The organism is Pseudomonas sp. RL_5y_Pfl2_73 (assembly GCF_963970515.1).
In the GTDB taxonomy this organism is placed as follows: Bacteria; Pseudomonadota; Gammaproteobacteria; order Pseudomonadales; family Pseudomonadaceae; genus Aquipseudomonas.
The window spans coordinates 24,577-45,736 of record NZ_CAXAPD010000036.1; the positions used below are offsets into that span (position 1 = coordinate 24,577).

General features: G+C 64.5%; 6 protein-coding genes. 1 reads left to right on the forward strand and 5 read right to left on the reverse strand.

What is annotated here, in order from left to right:
• Nucleotides 1-122 precede the first annotated feature (122 nt).
• A complete protein-coding gene (locus AACY42_RS25170) occupies nt 123-1,826 on the reverse strand; it encodes an ABC transporter ATP-binding protein/permease (protein ID WP_339483043.1) in 1,704 nt (567 codons plus the stop codon).
• A 199-nt stretch (nt 1,827-2,025) separates the two neighbouring features.
• On the opposite strand from AACY42_RS25170, the gene fhuF reads away from it, so the two are divergent.
• A complete protein-coding gene (fhuF, locus tag AACY42_RS25175; protein ID WP_339483044.1) occupies nt 2,026-2,709 on the forward strand; it encodes a siderophore-iron reductase FhuF in 684 nt (227 codons plus the stop codon).
• 188 nt (nt 2,710-2,897) lie between these two features.
• On the opposite strand, the gene AACY42_RS25180 is transcribed toward fhuF, so the two are convergent.
• The 4 genes from AACY42_RS25180 to AACY42_RS25195 all read right to left on the reverse strand — a co-directional run.
• Nucleotides 2,898-4,544, reverse strand: coding sequence for a cyclic peptide export ABC transporter (locus AACY42_RS25180; RefSeq protein WP_339483045.1), 1,647 nt, complete (start codon nt 4,542-4,544; stop codon nt 2,898-2,900).
• A gap of 1 nt (nt 4,545) precedes the next feature.
• Entirely contained in the window at nt 4,546-8,382 is a 3,837-nt protein-coding gene (locus tag AACY42_RS25185; protein ID WP_339483046.1) for a non-ribosomal peptide synthetase, read from the reverse strand.
• Entirely contained in the window at nt 8,379-18,584 is a 10,206-nt protein-coding gene (locus AACY42_RS25190; protein WP_339483047.1) for a non-ribosomal peptide synthetase, read from the reverse strand. Before AACY42_RS25190 ends, AACY42_RS25185 begins: the two co-directional genes overlap by 4 nt.
• Nucleotides 18,585-18,677: 93 nt before the next feature.
• Nucleotides 18,678-21,160, reverse strand: a 2,483-nt coding sequence (locus tag AACY42_RS25195) for a condensation domain-containing protein (protein ID WP_339483048.1), incomplete at its 5' end; no start/stop codon positions are given.

The window sequence follows — 21,160 nt, forward strand, 5'->3', positions numbered from 1 at the left end:
GGGGAAGTGTGCGATCTTGGTTTTGGTCTGGGTCTTGGTCTTTTGCTCTCGACTCAATTGACCTTGGAAAGACCGCAGCCTCGTTGCACTCGACAGCTCCTACGCTCCTCGCTTTTACGCTTTTACACCGCTTGCCTGACCTTGCGATGCACCCACTGCGCCTCGTCTTGCAATTCAAGGACTTGCCAATGGAAGTGCTCGAGGGAGGCGCTGTGCCCGACACTGATCAGGATCGTGTCCGGCAGCGTTTGCTTGAGCAGTTGATAGCAGCGCGCTTCGTTTGCTGCATCCAGCGCCGAGCTGCTCTCGTCGAGAAACAGCACCGCAGGGCGGGCCAGCAGGGCCCTGACGAATGCACAGCGTTGCTGTTCGCCGACGCTGAGGGTCTGCGCCCAGTCCCGTTCCTGCTCCAACTGATCGGCCAGGTGTTGCAGGCCGACTTTCTCCATAATCTGGCGCAGCGCCGCATCTTCTTCGCGGCGGGGCGGTGTGGGGTACCAAAGCGCCTCGCGCAGGCTGCCCAACGGCAGGTAGGGTTTTTGCGAAAGTGTCAGGGCGCGCTCACGGTCATAACAACTTGAGCCGCGAGCGTGCTGCCAAAGCCCGGTAATCGTGCGGATCAGCGTCGATTTGCCGTAGCCGGACGGCGCGCTGATCATCAGGCTATCGCCGGGCTTGAGAGAAAGGTTGAAGCCTTTGAACAACGGCCGCCCGTTCGGCAACCAGATGTCCAGGTCCTTGATGTCGAGGCCGCTGGCCTGCTGTTCATGCCGGACCTGGGACTTGACCTCGACGTTATCCAGGCGCTCCTGGAAGCCGACCAGCCGGTCGATCACCGACTTCCATTCCGACAGCTCCGGGAACACGCTCACCAGGTAGGCGATGGCCGCGTGTACTTCGCCGAATGCCGCGCTTATCTGGGTCAGACGGCCGAGGGGAAAGGCGCCGGCAAAGAACTGCGGCGCCATGATGAACATCGGGATGACCGTCGCGCTGCGCAAGTAGAAGGTTGAGTAGCCCATGATCAGCTTCTGTTTCTTCACCAGCGCCCAGAAATTCTCCAGCGCCGCCTCCAGGCGATGGTTGAAGCGTTCGTTCTCCACGACTTCGCCTCGGTATTGCGCCACCGAATCAGCGTTCTCCCGCAGGCGGATGAGCGAGAAACGAAAGTCCGCCTCACGTCGCTGCTGCATGAAATTGAGGCTGGGCAGGGCGCGTCCTAGCCAGAAGGCCAGGCCGGTGCCCAGCAGTGCATACACCAGGGCGACCCACACCAGCAGCCCCGGAATGACCACCGATTGGTCGTTGAACGGCACGCTGACGAGGCTGGAGGCCTGCCAGAGGATATGCAGGAAGGAAAACAGCGACACCACCGACGTCAATAGGCCCAGGCTCAACTTGAGCGACTTGACGATAAACAGGTCGATGTCTTCGGCGATCCGCTGATCGGGGTTGTCGACGTCGGTCTCGGTCAGCTTCAGCTTCTGGTAGCGCTGGCTGCCCAGCCATTGATCGAGCATGTTGCGGGTCGCCCAGCGCCGCCAGCGGATGGTCAACTTCTGCTGGAAGTGGAATGCGCCTACGGTAAAGGCGGCCGTGCCGATCTGCAGCAGGATGAATTGCAGGCTGCCCACCAGGAAGCCGTGGTAGTCCAGGGCCTGCAAGGCGTTATAGAAATGCAGGTTCCAGAAATTGGTGAGGATATTCACGCCGACCAGACACAAGGTCATCAGCACGGTGGCCAACAGCAGCAACAGGGCCGGGTACTTTTCCTCGGAGGCCCAGAAAGGCCGCGCGAGACGCCAGAAATTGCGAAGTGTGTGCATGTGGTCTTGGTAAGCCTGGTCGCTAACGACGTTGAGTTTGCAGGGGCGGGAGGATAGGATCAGCCAATGCTAATCGTTTGCATTAATTAGGGAAAGCCAAGGGAGCCCTGTTATCGAATTTCCAGAATGGCTTAACCAGGCCTGGCCGCCGATACAGCGGGTTATCCGGCAGGCGCCTGGCGACCAGCCTGCCATTGCGTTGAGCCAGCTTGCCGACCCTGCTGTACTGCAACCCTTGCTGAGTCGGTTTGCCCTGCGTTACCCGGGGGTGAACCGTGCCGCGGTGGTATCGCAGTGGTCGATGAACTACATGAGCATTGTCCTGCCGGCCACCCTGGCCTGTGTGCTGACGCGTCGCTGCGCCATCGAGTTCTGGGGCGAGGATGCGCTGCTGTTGCATGACGACGGTCAACCTGCAGCGCTGGGCCTGGCCACCGGGCTGTCGGCTTTGGGCGCGGATGATCGTGCCAAGTACTGGTCGCGATTGATCCACGAGCACCTGGCGCCGCTGTTCAGCACCTTGGCCGCCGCCGGTGGCCTGGCTCCGAAAATATTGTGGGGCAACTTCGTCGCGATCTGGGACGGCGCGTTCGCCAGGATGGACCCCGACCTGTCCAGGGAGGGCTTCGCCGAGGCGCACCAGTGGCTGGAACAGGTCACGGTGAACAACGGCCGCTTGAAGCTGCGGGGCCTGCAACGCATGGTTGAATCACCGGCGCCGCAGATTTGCCCGTGCTTGCCCCTGCGCCGGCATTGCTGCCTGCATTACCAGTTGCATGAGCCGGTCGAGGGCCAACCGCCCGTGCTCTGTGAATCCTGCCCCAAGCTGCACCGCCTGCCGGTGGCGGAGCAGGTGAGCTATCTGCATTACATCTATGAGTAGGGGGGAGAGAGTCGTTTTCTTTTGGGGTGGGTTGGACTGGATTGGGTACATATCCGTTACCGCAGCAACGGATATACACACCATCCGTCCGGAAAAAAGGTGAGTAGCTTTTTCAAAAAAACGACGCTTTCCATTTCTGAAAGAAGCGCCGTAAGTGAACAGCATTCCCCACAATGTCCAGGTCTTCCTCAAGACATCATTTGCGCCAGGGACTCGGTATCAGCCTGCGGGGCAACTTCGCTAAGCTTGCCATGTTCAATGCGGATCAACCGGTCGGCCAAACCGAAGTAGGCGTCGTCATGGGAGATGACGATCAGCAGTTTGCCGCGCTCGCGCAGGTCCGGCAGGATCCGGGTGTAGAAAAAGTGCTTGAACACCGGGTCCTGGTCGGCGGCCCATTCGTCGAACAAGTAGCAGGGACGGTCATCCAGGTACGCACTGAGCAGCGCCAGGCGCTTGCGTTGCCCGGTGGACAGCGCCAGCGTCGTCAGCTTGCCTTCCTCGATGTTCACCTTGTGGTCCAGTTGCAAGTGCACCAGGTAGTCCTGCGCCTGTTTCACCAGGTACGGATCGTCGCCATCGAACAGGTTTTCGAACAGGCAGAAGTCGGTGAAGATCGCCGAGAAGTGTTGCCGGTAATGGTGGTTGTCATTGCTCGAGGACACTTGCTCGTCGAGCATGATGTCGCCGCTTTCCGGCCGGTACAGTCCGGTCAGCAACAAGGCCAGGGTGGTCTTGCCGCTGCCGTTGCCACCGGTGATGAACACCACTTCGCCGGCATTGAGGGTGAGGTCGATAGGGCCCAGGGTGAAATGACCGTCCTCGCGCTCGCGGTAATAGGTGTGGGTGACCTGGCGGCACACCAGGCTGCGTACCTGGGTCGGCGAGATCGTGTCGAGGGCCTCGTCGGCGGTTTGCATCTGGCCTTCCAGGGCGCGGATCTTGTTCAGGGCCACGCTGGCCCGGCCGAGGGTCGGCAAGGCGTGCATCAGCTCCGACAGCGGCGTGATCATGTAGAGGATCGCCAGGATATAGCCGGTGACCAGGCTTACGCCCAGCTCGATGAAATGCGGCGCGGCGAACAGCACCACGCCAATCAGCATGTAGAACACCGCATTGCCCCAGTTCAGGACCAGGGCGTAGATGCTCATGCCCCGTACAAAATCGCGGCGATATTGCTGGCTCACCGGTATTAGCAGACGGGTGAAGAAGTGCTGCCGGCGCGGATGGTTGAGTTGCAGTTCCTTGCTGCCATCGGTGAGCAGGCGGTATTGATTGAACAACTGGTCCTTGAGCTCGCGAGCGCGGGAAATCGAGGTCAGTGCTCGCCGTTGCGGCCAGTGAAAGCTCAGGCTGCCCAGGGCGATCAGCAGCAGCGTCAGGCCCAGCAGCGGCATGCTGAGCCAGCCCAGGTAGCCAAGGCACGCGACGATGATCCCGACGTTGACCAGCAGAATCGGCACCAACTCCACCGCTTGGCTGATGGTTTGCGTATCGTCGGTGAGCATCGCCAACAGGCGATGTTTGCCCAGACGCTGCAATTGCGCGTAGGGCGTGTCGATCAGCTTGGCGCTCAGGTGCAGGCGCATGTCGTTGACCGCGGCCTGGCCCAGGCGCAGCAGGCTGATGTCGGAGATTATCCGCGACACGGCGACCAACACCACCAGGCCGGCGAAGAGCAGGCCGTCCACCGGGCGCAGCTTATCGAACACCTCCAGGCTGTGGTTGATGTTGGCGATCAGGCCGGCCGCTGCGAGGCCGCAGGTCAGCCCCGTCAAGGTCGCCACCAGCAGTGCGCGCCATGAGCGTTTAGCCATGAGTAACAACAGATCCATTTCAAACCGCTCCGTGTGTAGCAATGGCCGTGAGGCGCGCCGCCAGTTGTTCATGCAAGGCGCGTTGCTCAAGGATGGTGAGGTGTTGTGCTGCAATGACCTCGCGGGTCAATGGCCCGCTGCTCAGGCGTTCCCAATGTGGGTCGGCGAAGTCAGCCTGGGCCAGGGTGTCGCTGGCCCACCAGACATGCACCGGGCCGTTTAGCCGGGCAGGTTTGAACGTCGCCAGCAGATGCTGCGTATGCTGCTGGTAGTGCAGCCGTGTTTGCAAATGCTCCCAACTGTCGCCATCGAGTTGCAGGCCTTGTTGCCGTGCCCACTGGACCAGTTCCGGCAGGCGTGCTGCAGGGGGCAGGGCCTCCAGTTGCGCCAGCAACGCAGCCATGATCGGCGGCGGCAACTGACGCAACACAATCTGGCTGTCCGGTGTCAGTGCTTGGGAAGCCGATTCCAGCAGTGCTTCGACACTGTTTTCCGACGCCTGATGCTGGTATTGCGAGTCAATGATACCGAGAAACGCCACTTCTTCGCCCTGGCTTTCCAGGCGAGCGGCCGCGGCAATCGCGAGCAGGCCGCCGAGGGAGAAACCCAGCAGGTGATAAGGGCCCTGTGGTTGCTGCTGGCGCAGTTGCTCGACATAAAGCGCGCCGAGGCTCTCGATGTCGCCGCCCAGCGCTGCGCTGTCGTCGCTCAGGTACGCCGCCTGCAAGCCCCACAGATGCCAGCCCGAAAGCGGCGCCAGCAGCGTGCGGTAATCCTGCACGTGGCCGGTGGAGGGGTGGAAGCAGAACAGGTTGGCGGCTTCAACGGTGTTGGGGGCCGACAGCCGAACCAGCGGCGAGAGCTTGAGCTCGGCCTGTACCAGCGCCGCAAACGCCGAGACGCTCGGGGCGTTGAACACCGCATTGACCGTCACCGGTGCCGACAGCGCGGTCTGTAAGCGACTGGCAAGGGTCACTGCTGCCAGGGAGTGCCCGCCCAGCTCGAAGAAGTCATCGTCGATGCCCACCCGCTCCAGGCCCAGCACCTGTGCCCAGACGTCGGCGAGCAGCGCTTCCAGCGGTGTGCGCGGCAAGGCGCTGCCGACCGTGTCGAGGACTTTATCGGCCCATTGCTGCAGGGTCTTGCGGTCGAGCTTGCCGTTGCCCATCAGTGGCAGTGCGTCAACGATCCGCAGGGTGGGAAGCATGTAGTCCGGCAAGCAATCCTGGGCCTGGCCGTGCAGCCTGGCGACGGTGGTCGAATGCCCGGGCGCCAGGGTCATGAAGGCGAACAGTTGTTGGCCGAGCTCGCCGCGGGGGATGCATTCCACTGCAGCCTGGGCGACACCCGGAAGGCCGTTCAGTTGCGCCTGGATCTCGTCGAGTTCCACACGGAAACCACGGATTTTCACCTGACGGTCTGCGCGTCCGGTGATCTCCAGGCTGCCGTCATGGCGATAGCGGGCCAGGTCACCGGTGCGATAGAGGCGTTCGCCAGGCAGTTGCGCCAGTTCGATAAACCGCCCGGCGCTTTGTTGCGGGTCCAGGTAACCGCGGGTCAGTTGCGGGCCGGCGATGTACAGCTCGGCGCTTTGTCCGGGGGCGGCCAGCGCTTGCTGCTCGTCGAGCAGGTACAGGCGCATGCCGTCGAGGCGGTCGCTGAGGGGCAGGCGGCGATAATCCATGGCTGGCTCGGCTTTGTGCATCACCACGCCAACGGTGGTTTCGGTCGGGCCGTAATGGTTGAAGACCGCCAGCGTCGGTGCGAGGCCGCGAATGCTTTGCAACAGGCGCCGCGAACAGCTTTCGCCACCGAGGATCAATTGCTTGCGTGGCAGCACGGCAGCGCTTTGGGCGTGAATCAACCAGGCGTCGAGCAACGATGGCACGATCTTCAGGTGGTCGACCGGGTGTTGCGCCTGCCGGGCAGTCCAGGCCTGGGCGTCCATGGCCGTGTCCTTGTCCAGCAGGTGCAATTCGCCGCCGCTGAGCAGTGCCGGAAACAGCAACGTGTAGCCCAGGTCGGCCGCCAGGGATGTAACCACCGCGCTGCGTTCGCCGGGCGCCAACGCCAGGCGGCGGGACACGCTGGCGACATAACTGGCGAGCTGCCGATGCTCGACGATGACGCCTTTGGGCGTGCCGGTGCTGCCGGAAGTGAACAGCACATAAGCCGCGTCCTGAGCTTGGATCTCGACGTCGATTGCCGGGACGGTTGCTTGCTGCCAGGTCGCTTCATCACGCAGGTCGAGGCTGCCGATGCCGGGCAACGCGGGGGCGCTGCCGGCCGAACCATTCAGGACGAAGACCGGCTGCGCCTGTTGCAGGATGGCCAGGGAGCGCTGTGCCGGTTGATGTACGTCCAGGGGGACGAACGCCGCGCCGCTCTTGAGCACGGCGAGCATGGCCAGGATCATCTGCGACGAGCGATCCAGGTACAAGGCCACGCGGTCTTCGCGACCCACGCCTTGAGCGCGCAGGTAACGCGCCAGTTGGGTGCTGCGGGCCTGCAATTGGGCGTAGCTCAGTTGCCCACTGTGGTCGCGCAGGGCCAAGTGCGCGGGGAACTGCGCGGCACACGCATCGAAGCTCGCCGGTACGCTGGAAAATGGCAACGCCGCGACGTCGACTGGCGCCTGAAGGGCGGCCAGCGTCGCGCTGAAACTCGGCGACTGCAATGACAGCTCGGCCAGAGCCTTGCCGGGATTGGCGAGCGCATCGAGCAGCAGTGATTGGAACTGCTCCAGCAAGACCTGGGCGGCTTGCTCGCTGTAGCGGCTCGGCAGGTGGCAGAGGTTCAGGCGATAGCCGCCAGCGGTGGTTTCGGCCACCAGCAGCAGCTCCATGCCCGCAGGGATGGCCTGTGCGTCCAGCACGGTGAGCGTCGAGGCCAAGCTGCCCAAGGTGTCGAGCCGATCGGGTAACTGCCCACCCCACTGGAAACCGTACTGCGAGGCGTCGGCCGGCAGTGCCGCGCTGACGCCGCAGTATTCCTGCCATTGCGTGGCTTGCTCGCAGAGCTCCTGCAGGTTCGCCAGCGCCTGGGCAAAATGGCTGTCAGCCGCCGGTTGCCAGCGCAGGGGCATGGGCTTGGCGAACAAGCCCCAGCAGTCGGCGAGTTCTTCATAGTCGTCGCGGCAATCGTGGACCCAGTTCAAGGTCAGTGCCGGACTGTCGCCGGTACTCAGGCGCTGCAACAGCACGCCCCAGGCCGCCATCAAGACTTGCTCGGACGATGCGTCGTGACGCTGGCAAAAGCTGTCCAGGGTCGTGCTCAACTGCGGGGCGATACTCAGGCGAGTGGTGACCGAGGTGTCGGGGCGGTCGCTGCGTACCTGACGGTAGAGCAATTCGCTGGCGGCGGGCTCGTCCAGGGCCTGGCTGGCCCAGAAGCGCCGACCCAGCTCGGCGTCTTCATCGGCCTGTAATTCGTAGAGCCAGGCACTGTACTGGGTATAGGTCATGGCCTCGTCATCCACCGATGGCGCATCCGTCGAGCCCAATGCCTGTACCAGGCGCAGCAAGGTCCCGCGATCGGCGCTCAGCGCCGGCAGTTGCAGTGTCACCCGGTGGCGATTGGCGCCGACCGCTTGCACCTCGACGCTGATGGCGTCCGCGGCCATGACGGTGGACTCAACCTTCTGCAACGGCAACAGCAGGCCCGGCTCAGGCTGCACCCGCAGGCGCAGGGCCTCGTGGCAAGCGCTCAGGGCGACGAGCCGTTGGTGCAGACGCTCCAGGGCCAACGGGCCATTTATTTCCAGTTCCAGGCGCGTCGCTGGCAACCCCGCCAACCACTGGCTGCGTTGTTGGGGCGAGAGGGCGAAGGCTTCCTCACGTTTTTCGAAGGCGCTCATGCCTGCACCTCCGTAGCCAGCGCCGGCTGTGCTTCGGGCAGTAGCCCGGTCAATTGTTCGCGACGCATCATCTGGCCCATGGCGACACAGATCTTGCGCTCGCCCTCGAAGGGGTCCCGGGCGTGGGCCACTAACATATTATCCAGCATCACCATGTCACCCTTTTGCCAACTGAAACGTACCGCGCAGTCTTCGTATGCCTCGCCGATCAGCTGCATCACCGCGTCTTCGATCACGCTGCCGTCGCCGTAGTACACGTTGCGGGGCAGGTGCCCGGGGCCGAACAGGCTGATCAGGTTGCTGCGCACTTCCGGATCCAGGCAGGCGGTGTGGTGCAGTTGCACCTGGTTGAAGAACGACAGCTCCAAGGTCTCGGGATGCTCGACGATGGCCGGGCAATGCTGGGCGATCCGCAGGTTGTCGGCCCCCAGCCATTCCCAGCGCATGCCCGACGCCAGGCATTGGCGCTCGACTTGCTCGCGCTGTTCGGTCTTGAAAAAGTCCTGCCAGCGCACATCCAGCTTGTCGGTGAAGTGCCGCACATACAGCAGCCCCAGGGCCTTGAAGCGAGCGACGATGTCCTCGGGCAAGCGCGCCAACACCTGCCGGCAATCGACGATGGGCGTGCAGCCGCCGCGCGGTGCTGGCGTTTCGCAATAGAACCATTGCTTGCGTGGCCACTGCGGCAGATGGGAGCTCTCGTTGTGGAAGAGAATCATGTGCTGTTCCGGGTACGGCGTGGAGTGGTAGATGTTCTTGCCCGAGGTGTTTTTCGGCAGGTCACCGTAGGTCCCGTAGAGGTCGGGTTCGATGGCCTGGGCGAAGTGTTCGAAAGCGCCAGCGTCTGGCAGGTTGAAACCCCGGAACAGCAGGCCACCGTGGGTCAGAAGCTGAGCATTGATCCATTCCCGGGCTTGCAGCGCCCAGTGCACCGGGTCCAGGTCGCCGAGCAGCGGCTCGATCACCAACGGCAAGGCTTGCCCGGCGTTGAGGGTGCGGGTACGGACCTGCTCGTGGGCCACCTGGCTCACGGCGGTTGCACGAGTCTGCTTGAGCTTGCTCAGTTTCGACTGTTTGCGTGCGCTGCGGGCCGAGGCCTCGTCGAGCGACGAATCCGCCTGGGACGGCGCGCTGGCGTTGCCGCCCTCAAGGCGCCACGACCACTGCTCCAGCGCCCGGTCTGCTACCGAGACGATCTGCTCCAGCAGGCTCTCGAAGCCTTGTTCGAGGCGCTGGATGGTCTGCGCCTGCAACACGCTGGTGCGATATACCCAGCGCACGTTGAGGCCTTGTTTTTCGTCCTCTTCGACAAACACGGCGAGGTCGAACTTGCTGCTCTCCTGGGGCGATACCAAGTGTTCCACTTCAAGGTCCGGCAGGCTGGCATTACCGCTGGGGGTGTTCTGCATGACGAACAGCACCTGGACCAGTGGGTTGACCCCCGGCGTACGCGGCGGCTGCAACTCCTCGACCAGTTTGTCGAACGGCACTTGCTGGTGCTGGAACGCCGACAGGCAATCCTCGCGCAAGCGTTGCAGGCGCACGTCAAAGGTTTCGCCGTCGCTCAGGCGGGCACGGATCGGCAACACGTTGACGAAGAAGCCGATGAGATGTTCCAGGGCCGGATGCTCGCGGTTGGCCAGGTCGGTGCCGACGATAAAATCGTTGGCCCCGGTGGCCCGCTGCAACAGGCTGTTGAAGGCATTGAGCAGGACCATGAACAGCGTCGCCCGTTGCTGTTGCGCATAGGCCTTGAGCACCTGCGTCTGGGCCGCGCTGAAGCGTTGCTCCAGCGCCGCACCCTGGTAGTTGGGGCGCGCCGGGCGTGGCTGGTCAAGCGGCAGCGGGATCAGCGTGGGCGCGCCGTCGAGCTGGCGGCGCCAGTAGTCGATGGCCCGTGCCAGCAGGCGTTGTTGCGCTTGGCTGCGTTGCCAGTAGGCATAGTCGGCGAACTGGATCGGCAACACCGGCAGCACCGGTGTCGAGCCGCTGGTGCGGGCCTGGTACCCGACAATCAGCTCCTGCATCAGGATGCCCATGGACCAGGCGTCGGTGGCGATGTGATGCAGTACCAGTTGCAGCACATGATCATCGGTGCCCAGGCGCAGCAGGTTGGCGCGCAGCATCGGTGCCTGTTGCAGATCGAACGGGCGTGCGGCCTGTTCATCGATCAGGCGTTGCAGGGTTTGCGCCTGTTCGTCGCTGTCGAGTTGACTCAGCTCGGTCGGCGTCAAGTCCACCACAGGAGCCGGGCTGATGACCTGGCAAGGCTGGTCGCCGTGGAGGTGGAACGCCGTGCGCAAGGATTCATGGCGTTCGAAGACTGCCTGCAACGCCGCTTGCAGCGCCGCGATGTCCAGCGCGCCACGCAGCCTGACGGTGGTGGTCATGTTGTAGGCGGCGCTGGGGCCTTCGAAGCGATCCAGGAACCATAACCGTTGCTGGCTGTAGGACAGCGGCAACGGCTGGTTGCGCGGCGCCAGGGCCATCTCGCTGTCGCCGTCGGCTTCGCTCTGGGCATCGCGTTGCTGATCGACCGCTTCGGCCAATTGTTCGAGGGTGCCACGCTCGAACAGCGTGCGCAGTGGCAGGTTCACGTTTAACCGTCGACGAATCCGCGACAACACCTGGGTGGCCAGCAGCGAGTGACCGCCGATGGCGAAGAAGTCGTCATGCACACCGACGTCGTCCAGGCCGAGGATTTCCTGCCAGAGTTCGGCGAGTACTTTCTCGGTTGGCGTACGCGGTGCGATGCATTGCGCCTGCGCTGTCTCGTCCTGGGGTACACCCTGGGCGGCGAGGGCACGACGGTCGACCTTGCCATTGGCGCTCAGCGGCAATTGCGCAAGGGCCAGCCAACGGGCCGGCACCATGTAGCTGGCCAGTTGCTGACCCAGGTAAGCGCCCAACACCTGTTGCGCGGGCTCGCCGCCCAGGTTGGCCGCGTCGTCGAGCACATACCAGGCCACCAGTTGCAACGCACCGCGGGCGTCGGGCAGCGCCAGCACCGCCGCGCTGTCCACCGCAGGGTGGTGCATCAGGCGGTTTTCGATCTCGCCCAATTCGATGCGGTGGCCACGAATTTTCACTTGCTGGTCGCGACGGCCGAGGTATTCGATCACGCCGTCGGCGCGCATCCGGCCGATGTCACCGCTGCGATACAGACGCGCATCGGCCTGGAACGGGTGCGGGACAAAGGCTTCGCGGGTGCGTTGCGGGTCGCGCAGGTAGCCGCGACCTACGCCGACACCGCCAATGCACAACTCGCCGGGTACGCCGATGGGGACCATGCGCAGCGCCGAGTCGAGGACGAACAGCTGGTTATTGGCGGTTGGCTTGCCGATGGGCATGTGCAGGCAGTCGTCGGCCGGGGCTTGGGTGATGGGGTAGAAGGCGACGTCGTCCGAGCATTCGGCGGGTCCGTAGGCGTTCATCAAGGGGGTGGCCGGGAAGCGTGTGAACCAGTCCCGTGCCAGGGCCGGTGGCAATGCTTCGCCGGTGGGCAGGAGCCAGCGCAGGCTCGCCAGGCTGTGGTGCGCCTGGCTTTCCTGGAGCATGCCGCGAATCAGCGCCGGCACGGTTTCCAGCAGTGTCAGTTGCTGTTCTTGAACCGCATCGAGCAAGGCCACCGGGTCGTGGGCCTGGGCGTCGGGAAGAATGTGCACGGTGGCGCCGAACAGCGGTGCGGCGAGGAACTGCCACACGCTGATATCGAACGCCGCCGAAGCCGTCTGGGCAATACGGTCGTGCTCACCCAGGCCCAGGCTCGGGACTTTGCCGAACATGTTGTTGAGCATCCCGCGTTGTTCGACCATCACGCCTTTGGGTGTGCCGGTGGAACCGGAGGTGAAGATCACGTAGGCCAGTTGATCCGGGTTGTGCGCATAGCTGACCGGCGGCTGTTCGCGGCCTTGCCAGAGTGCCTGGGCGATCAGGCAGGTGGGTTGCTGGCGCATCTGCGGCAGGGCGTTGTCCAGTGCTGAGGTCGCGTGCTCGCACACCAGCAACAGCGGCGCTTCGCCCAGGTCCAGCAGCTCCGCCAGGCGTGCGTGAGGCTGTTGGATATCCAACGCCTGGAACGCGGCGCCGACCTTGAGCGTGGCGATCATCATCGTCAGCAAGGCCAGGCCCCGCTCAGCAAACAGCGCCACGAGGGTTTCCGGGCCGGCACCGGCAGCTTGCAGCGCATGGGCGATGCTGTTGGCGCGGCGATCCAGTTCGGCGTAGGTCAGCGATTGTCCCTGGCATACGGCGGCCAGATGCTGCGGGCGGCTGCGCACTTGTTCGGCGAACAACGACGCATAGCCGCGCTCCAGTGGGAACTCGGCGCCGCTGTGGTTGCAGTCGATCTGCAATTGCCGGCGTTCCGCCTCGGGCAGCATGTGCAGGCTGCCCAGGGGTGCCTGCGGTGTCTCCAGCATGCCCGAAAGCAGCTGCACCAGATGCCCGAGCATGCGCTGCACGGTGTCAGTGCTCAAACGCATGCTGTCGTAGGACAGACGAATGCCCAGGCGGTCGCCGGGGTACAACACCACCGTCATCGGGAAGTTGGTGTGGACCCGGTCTTCGTAGATGTCGATGCTGAAGGCATCCAGTTGCACGCTGTTGATGTCCAGTGGCGCGTTCTCGAACACCACCAGGCTGTCGAACAGCTGCTGGCCGCGCGGCACTTGGCTGCAACGCTGAATGTCCACCAGCGACGCGCTTTCGTGTTCGCGCAATTGCGCGTTGTGGGACAGCAGCGCTTGCAGCCAGTCGGCCACTGGCGCTTCTGGGTCGACATCGATGCGCAGTGGCAAGCTGTTGATGAACAGCCCGACCATTTCTTCTACACCGGCGAGGTCAGTCGGGCGGCCGGCGACGGTCACGCCGAACAGCACGTCTCGGTTGCCGCTGTAGCGCGACAGCAATAGCGCCCAGGCGCCCTGGATCCAGGTGTTGGGGGTCAGTTGGTATTGCTGGCACAGCTGCTGCAGACGTTGGGTCTGGGCGATGCTCAGGGTCTGGTCGAAGTCGCCGACCTGTTCCGGTGCCTGTTCCGGGCCGGCCACGGGGCTGTCCACATGCAGTGGCGTCGGCTCGCTGAAACCGGCCATTTCGGCCTGCCAGAACGCGTGTGCGGCGGCCATGTCATGGCGTTCCAGCCAGTTCATGTAGGCGCGGAACGAGCGCAAGCGCGGACGGGCCACCGGCTCCTGGCGCACGATGGCCTGGTAGATCGCCAGCAGGTCTTCCATGAGCAGGCCGAAGCACCAGGCGTCGGTCAGGATGTGGTGGAAGCTGCGCACCACGGCGAAGCGTCGCTCGTCGAGCTGGAACACCCGCAGGTGCGTCAGTGGCGCACCGGCCATGTCGAAACCTTGCAGGCGTTGCGCTTCGAGGGCCTGGTCCATGGCCAGGCGCTGCTGTTCTTCGTCGAGGTGGCGCAGGTCCTGCCAGTCGAATGCCCGGTGGGTTTGGCGGTACACGCATTGCAACGGTTCATGGTCGTCCTGCCACCAGAAGGCGGTCCGCATCATCGGATGGCGCTCGAGGAACAGCTGCCATGCGGCTTCCATCGCCGGGCGTTGCAATACCCCGTCCCAGCTGTAGCGTTGTTGCATCAGGTAGATGCCGCTGTGGGGCTGCAACAAGGTGTGCAGGAGCATGCCCTGTTGCATCGACGACAGCGGATAGACGTCTTCTATGTTCAGCCAGTCCAGCGGCTCGGCCGCCAGGGTCGCCGCTTGCTTGTGGCACAGCGCGAATGCTTGGCTGGCGGGGCGCAGGTCCGGTGTGGCGGTCAGTCCGGCGAGTTCGCTCAAGCGTTGTGCTAGGCGCGGTGCCCAGTCGGCGGCGAGGCTGCCCTGGCTGCGCAGGTGCAGGCAATCATCCTGCCACCAGGCGTCCAGGGTCAGAGGGCAAGACGAAGCTGCCGACGGGCTTGCGGCTTCGACCTGGGCCAGAATGCCGCGCGCTTCGCGATGGCTGTCGAGGTTGCCCAGCCAGCGAATGGCGACCGAGGCTGCCGGCAGGTCGCGCAGCGGTTCTTGCAGGTAGGTATTGTCCGACAGGTAGCGCAAGGCGCCATAGTCGACGCCGTGTTGCGGGTAGGCACGCATCTGCGCGGCCAGTGCCTGCAAGCGTTGCAGCAGGCTGTCGCCTTCGGGCTGGAGGAAATACGGCACCGCCAGTGCCAACGGCCCCACGATGCGTGCCGGGTCGAGGTCGGCCACGGCAATGGGTGCCGCGACCGGCAAGCGCTCGACACTCGGTCGGGCGCCGTGCACGCTCAGCGCGATCAGGCCGTTGCCGCACAGTTCACGGCACTGTTCGGCCACGGCAGCGGCCAACAGGCTGTTCCAGTCCAGTTGCAGCACTTCGCCCAGGCGCTTGAGTTCACCTGAGGTGGCCGCCGTCAGGGGCTGTTCGATCACGCTGGCCGGCTGCTGGTTGCCAGGCAGTTGCAGCGGTTCCAGGCCTGCGTATTGCAGCCAATGTTCCCAGGCGTCGTCCAGGGCATCACCCTGTGCGTGATCCTGTTGGTGCCGCGTCCACTGGGTGAAGTCGCCGCCGGTGTAGGACAGGCGCACCGGTCGCTGATAGCGCAGTTGCGCCAAGGCCAGGTTGAGGTCGGTCAGCAGCAGCGACCAGGAGGCTTCGTCCAGGCACAGTGGATGAGTGGCCAGCAGCAGCGAATGTTTGCCGTTTACCTCCAGCAAGCTGGCGTGCAGGGTTTGGCCGACGTCCAAGTCCAGCGCATCGACACCGGCCTGGGCCAGGGCTTGCAGTTGCGCCGGGGCGCAGGCTTCAAGTGTCTCGGTGGTGATGACTGGGGCCTTGGCCGCGACCAGCACCCGTTGCTGCCACTCGCCCTCCGGCAGGGCCTTGAGCGCCAGGCGCAAGGCCTGGTGGTGTTGCTGCAAAGCGGCGATGGCCTGGCTCAGCAGCTCGCTATCGATTGCCTGGGTCAGCGCCACGCAACGCCATGTCGCGTGCAATGGCCCTTGTTGCAAGCGGGCCAGCTGCCCGGCGGCCAGCGGCAGTTCATAGCCATCGGCAATGTCTTGTGCCTCGCCCTGGCTGGCATCGGCGCCCAGCACCCGGGCGATATCGGCAATGGTGCGATTTTCGAAGAGCTGGCGGGGCGTGAGTTTCAGTCCTTGTTGGTTGGCGCGGGCGATGATCTGCAAGTTGATGATCGAGTCGCCGCCCAAGGCGAAGAAGTTGTCATGCACGCCGACACGTTCAAGCTTCAGGACGTCTTGCCAGATGGCGGCCAGTTGCGCTTCGACTTCATTGCGTGGGGCAACGTGGGTGGCGCTGTCGTCCGTGGGTTTTTGCGGGAGCGCCAAGCGCTGGACATCGACCTTGCCGTTACGGGTCAGGGGCAGTTCGTCGAGGGTGATGAAGTGCGCCGGCACCATGTAGTCCGGCACGCGCGCCGCGAGGTCGTTACGCAGTTTCGTGGCGGACAGCGACTGGCTGGCGACCAGGTAGGCCACCAGGCGCAGGCTGCCGTCCAGTTCCACGGCGCGGACCAGCGCCTGTTCGATCAGCGGCGACAGGCGCTTGAGCTGCACCTCGACTTCGCCCAGCTCCAGGCGATTACCACGGATCTTGACCTGGCTGTCGACCCGACCAAGGAATGCCAATTGGCCGTCCACTTGCCAACGTACGCGGTCGCCGGTGCGGTACCAGCGTTGCTGATCCGCGTCGAGGTGGAAGCGTTCGGCGGTCAGGTCCGGGCGGTGCAGGTAACCCCGGGCCAGGGCGCCGTTGATCAGCAGCTCACCGGACACCCCGGTGGGCACCAGGCGACCGTTGGCATCGACTACTTGCAGTTGACGGTTCGGCAGCGGCCGGCCGAGGGCAATGCTGCGCAGGCCAGCAGGCAACTCGGTGGCAATCGCCCCGACCGTCGCTTCGCTCGGCCCATAGTGGTTGAACACCCGGAGCCCTGGCGCCAGGCGGTTGACTTGGTCCAGCAGCGCCGGGCTGAGGACGTCGCCACCGAAGACCAGCAGGGCGCGGGGCAACAGGCGGGCATCGGGAAGCGCCTGCAACAGGCCGACCAGGTGGCTTGGGGTGATCTTCAGCACATCCACCGGGTGTTGCTCGAAGAGTTCGGCCAGCGCCAGGGGGCTGAAACCGCTGTCTTCATCCACCAGCAACAGGCTGGCGCCGCTGCACAGGGCGCCGAACAGTTGAGTGTGGCCGAGGTCGGCGGCGATGCTCGACAGCAAACCGTAACGGGCCGCCAGCGGTGGGTTGAGTACGGCGTGCACCGCCGTCAGGTAATCGACGATGGACTGGTGCTCGACCACCACACCCTTGGGGGTGCCAGTGGAACCCGAGGTGTAGATCACGTAGGCGGCGTCGGTCGGGTTGTGGGCCACGGTCGGTGGCGTGTCTGGCTGGGAGGCGATGGCGTCGGCTTGTTCCGTCAGCCACAGCGTCGGCGTGTGCTCGGCCAAGCCCTTGAGCAGGGGCGAGGCAGCCGCGCCGATCAGCAGCGCGGCGCGGCTGTCAACCAGCACATCGGCCAGGCGCCCGGCGGGCTGCTTGAGGTCCAGCGGCAGATAGGCGGCGCCGGCCTTGAGGGTGGCCAGCAGGGCAATCACGAATTCGGCGCTGCGTTCCAGGGCCAGTGCCACGACGCTGTCGTGGCCAATGCCCTGGGCGCGCAAGTACTGGCTGAGGCGGTTGGCCTGCTGGTCCAGTTCGCGGTAGGTCAGGGCGACCTGACGGTCGCGGACCGCCAGGTGTTCTGGGTGAGCGGCCACCTGTTGTTCGAAGCGCTGGTGCAAACACTCAGGGGGCACCGGCAGTTGCACGCCGCGACCTTGCACGAGCACTTGCTGGCGTTCTTCAGGGCTCAGCCATTCAAGCGCGCTGACCCGGCACTGCGCTTGCGCCGTCATCGCCAACAGGATAGCGCGCAATTGTGCCGACAACACCGCGACCTCGGCATCGCTGAAGCGACTGCGGTCGTAGCTGATCAGATAGTGCAGTTGTTTGTCCGGCACCACGATCAGCGACAGCGGGAAGTGGTTGCGGCCTTGGGTCAGGGTGATGCCGTCGACCTGCTGGTCACTGCTCGGGGCACTGAAGCTCAAGCCGCCAGTGTCCTGATTGAGCGCGTCGGTGACGGGGAAGTTCTCGAACACCAGGATCGAGTCGAACAGCGCTTGTTCGGCGGCGATGCGCGTCATCGACTTGAGCTTGCCCAGCGGCAGGTAGGCGTGGTGACGCAGATCGCTGTTGGCTTGCTGCAAGTGTTGCAGCCAGGTCACCAGCGTCGGTTCGTCAGCCCATTGCACGCGCAACGGCAATGTATTGATGAACAGCCCGACGGTGCTGTCCACCGCCGCCAGGTTCTCCGGACGCCCGGCGACGGTGACGCCATAGACCACGTCGTCACGCCCGGCGTGTTGGCCCAGCAGCAGCGCCCAGGCGCCCTGGATCAGCGTATTGATGGTCAGGTCGTTCTGGCGGGCGAAGTGGGCCAGTTGCTTGGTTTCGCTGGCCGCCAGCAGACTTTCCCGCTCGGCGAACGGCGCTCCTGTCGGTGCTGCCTGGCGTTCGGCGAAGGTGGGCAGCGGGGTCGGCTCGCTGACGTCCTGCAACTGCTCGCGCCAGAACCCTTCGGTGGCGGCCATGTCCTGTTCCGCCAGCCAGGCAATGTAGTCCCGATAAGGGCGGGTCGGCGCCAGGTCGGCGGGGCGGCCATGGGCTTGTTCGTAGTACAGCGCCAGCCACTCCTGGACGGCAATGCCGACGCTCCAGCCGTCCATGAGGATGTGATGGAAGGTCCAGATCAGGTGCCAGCGCTCGGGGGCCAGGCGCACCAGGCACACGCGCATCAGCGGCGAGTCATTGAGCTCCAGGGGTTGCGCCCGCTGCTCCAATGCCAACTGTCCCAGCGCGGCCTGTGGCTCGGGGCGGTCTTGCCAGTCCAGTTCGGTCAGGGGCAGCGCCACTTCTTGTTGCACCACTTGATAGGCATCGTCCAGTTCTTCCCAGAGAAACGCACTGCGCAGCACCGCGTGGCGCTGCATCAGCGCCTGCCAGGCACCGCGAAACGCGCTCAGTTGCAGCGGGCCGTTCATGTCCAGGCTCAATTGCTGGTAATAAACCCGCGAATCCGGTTCATAGACGCTGTGGAACAACAGGCCGTGCTGGGTCGGCGAAAGGGAGTAGATGTCTTCGATGTTGTTCATGCTTGCTTGGTCCATTTCAAAGTCTTGAAAACTCAAGTGAGTCGATCCAGGCGCCGCGCCGGTCTGAGGCCTGCGCGGGCGCCGCGTCGCTCGCTAGCTTTGGGAATTGGGTTTGGTCTTGAGCTTGCCCAGCAGTTTGTCCAGGGACTTCTGGTTCAGCGCTTTGGCCAGCGGGAAGTCCGCGGGCATCAGCGAACCGGCCTGCGGGTCGAGGCAGTGTTCGACCAGCGCCTGCAAACGTTCCAGCAGGCGAGCGGGCAAACGGCTGTCGGCGTTCGGCGTGACGCTGTGCCATTCAATGCGCAACACACCGTCCTCCAGCCAGGCCACCACTTCACGGGCGTGGGTCACTCGGTTCACCGGGGCCACGTCCGGCGGCGGGGTCAGGCTGCTGGCGCGCAACCAGCCCTCTGGCGTTTGCTCATGCCCTAGGTAGTTGAACAGCACATCACCGTGGCTGGCCGGCAACTCGCCGCGCTGGCGCAGCAAGCCGTAGCCGAGGCCCTGGCCAGGTACGTCACGCAAGGCTTGCTTGGTGTTGCGCACCTGATCGCCAGGGGCTCCGCTGGCATTCACCCGCAGCGGGTAGAGGGTGGTGAACCAGCCGACGGTGCGGCCGGCGTCCAGCCCGGCAAACGGTGCGTCACGTCCGTGGCGCTCCAGGTCCACCACGATGTCGCTGCGCTGTTCGGCCTCGGCCAGGGTCGCGGCGAGGGCGGCGATCAGCAGTTCTTCCGGTTGCGTGCGATAAGCCGTCTGGGACTCGGTCAGCCATTGGTGCGTGCGGCTGGCGTCCCAGCGGGCCGATAGGGTCTGGCGCTCGGCGACCGTGGCCATGGGTGGCTGGTTTGCGCCGACCTGGGCACTCCAGTAGCGATGCTCGGCAGCGACCTTGGCGGCATGGGCTTGCAGGTGCTCGGCCCATTGACGATAGGCGGTGGTTTTCGCTGGCAACGTCAGGTTTTCGCCACGCTCCAGTGCCGGGTACAGGTGTTGGAAGTCTTCCAGCAGCGGCGTCCAGGACACCGCATCGACCACCAGGTGATGGGCCACCAGGTACAGGCGCTGCGGCGTGCCCTCCAGCAGAGCCGCGGCAAACAGCGGGCCGTCTTGCAGGTCCAGGCTTTGCGCGACGTGGAGCAATTGGTCCGGGTGCTCGCAGCGGGTCAGTTGGGCCGGAGCCACTGGCGCGATGTGCGCCTGCCATTGGCCGTCGACGTCGGTGAAACGCAAGCGCAGGGCGTCGTGGTGGGCCACCAGCCGATCCAGCGTGGCTTGCACGATGGCCGGCTCCAGGCGACGGTCGCTGTCGGCCAGCACCGATTGGTTCCAGTGCGCGACCTGGACCTGCTGCTGGTCGAAGAACCACTGGTGCAACGGCATCAGCGGCATCGGCCCGGTCACGTCACCTTGTTCGGCCTGGGTCAGCAGCGCGGTGGTCACATGGGCCAGGGCCGCCGGGGTCGGCGAACGGAACAAGTCCCGTGGGGTGAGCGAATAGCCCTGTTCACGCAAGCGCGAGATCAGTTTCAGGCCGAGGATCGAGTCACCGCCCAAGGCGAAGAAACTGTCCGAAGTGCCGACTTCACGGTCGCCGGTCAAGGTCTCGCCGAGCAGCTCGCCGAACAACTGGCAAAGCAGGCGTTCCAGGTCGTTGCGCGGTGCCGCGTAGTCCTTCTGGGGGTTCGGCAGGGGCAGGGCGGCGAGGGCCTTGCGGTCGATCTTGCCGTTGGTGCTCAGGGGCAGGGCCGGGATCTGCACCCACACGGCCGGCACCATGTAGGCCGGCAGCTCGGCCGCGAGCTGGGTGTCGAGGTCCGGTTGCGCGGTGCTACTGCTGTAGAACGCCACCAGGCGGTTGTCGATGACCAGGGTGCAGGCACCGGTGATGGCTGGCAGGTTCAGCAGGGCAGAGTCGATTTCCCCTAGTTCGATGCGTTGACCGCGCAGCTTCACCTGATGGTCGAGACGCCCCAGGTATTCGATGTTGCCATCGGCCAGGAAGCGGCAACGGTCGCCGGTGCGGTACAGGCGATCACCGGCCACGAACGGGCTGGCGAGGAAGCGTTGCTCGGTCAGGTCCGGGCGTTTCAGGTAACCCCGGGCGACACCGACGCCGCCGATGTACAGCTCGCCGATGCTGCCAATCGGCAGCGGTTGCAGGGCCTCGTCGAGGATGTACAAGCGCAGGTTGGCGATGGGTTTGCCGATCGGCACGATCACATCGTCCGCCGAGCAACGCCAGACCGAGACGTCGATGGCCGCTTCGGTCGGGCCATACAGGTTGACCAGCGCCGCCGGATGTCGGCCCATGAAGCGTCGCACCAGGTCCACCGGCAGGGCTTCGCCACTGGCGAACACCTGGCGCAGGCTGTGGCAGTTGACCAGGCTCGGTTCTTCGACAAAGGCACGCAGCATCGACGGTACGAAGTGCAACGTCGTGACCTGTTCCTGCTGGATCAACTGGCTGAGGTAGGCCGGGTCGCGATGACCGTCGGGACGGGCGACCACCAGGGTCGCGCCGGTGATCAGCGGCCAGAAGAACTCCCACACCGACACGTCGAAGCTGTACGGGG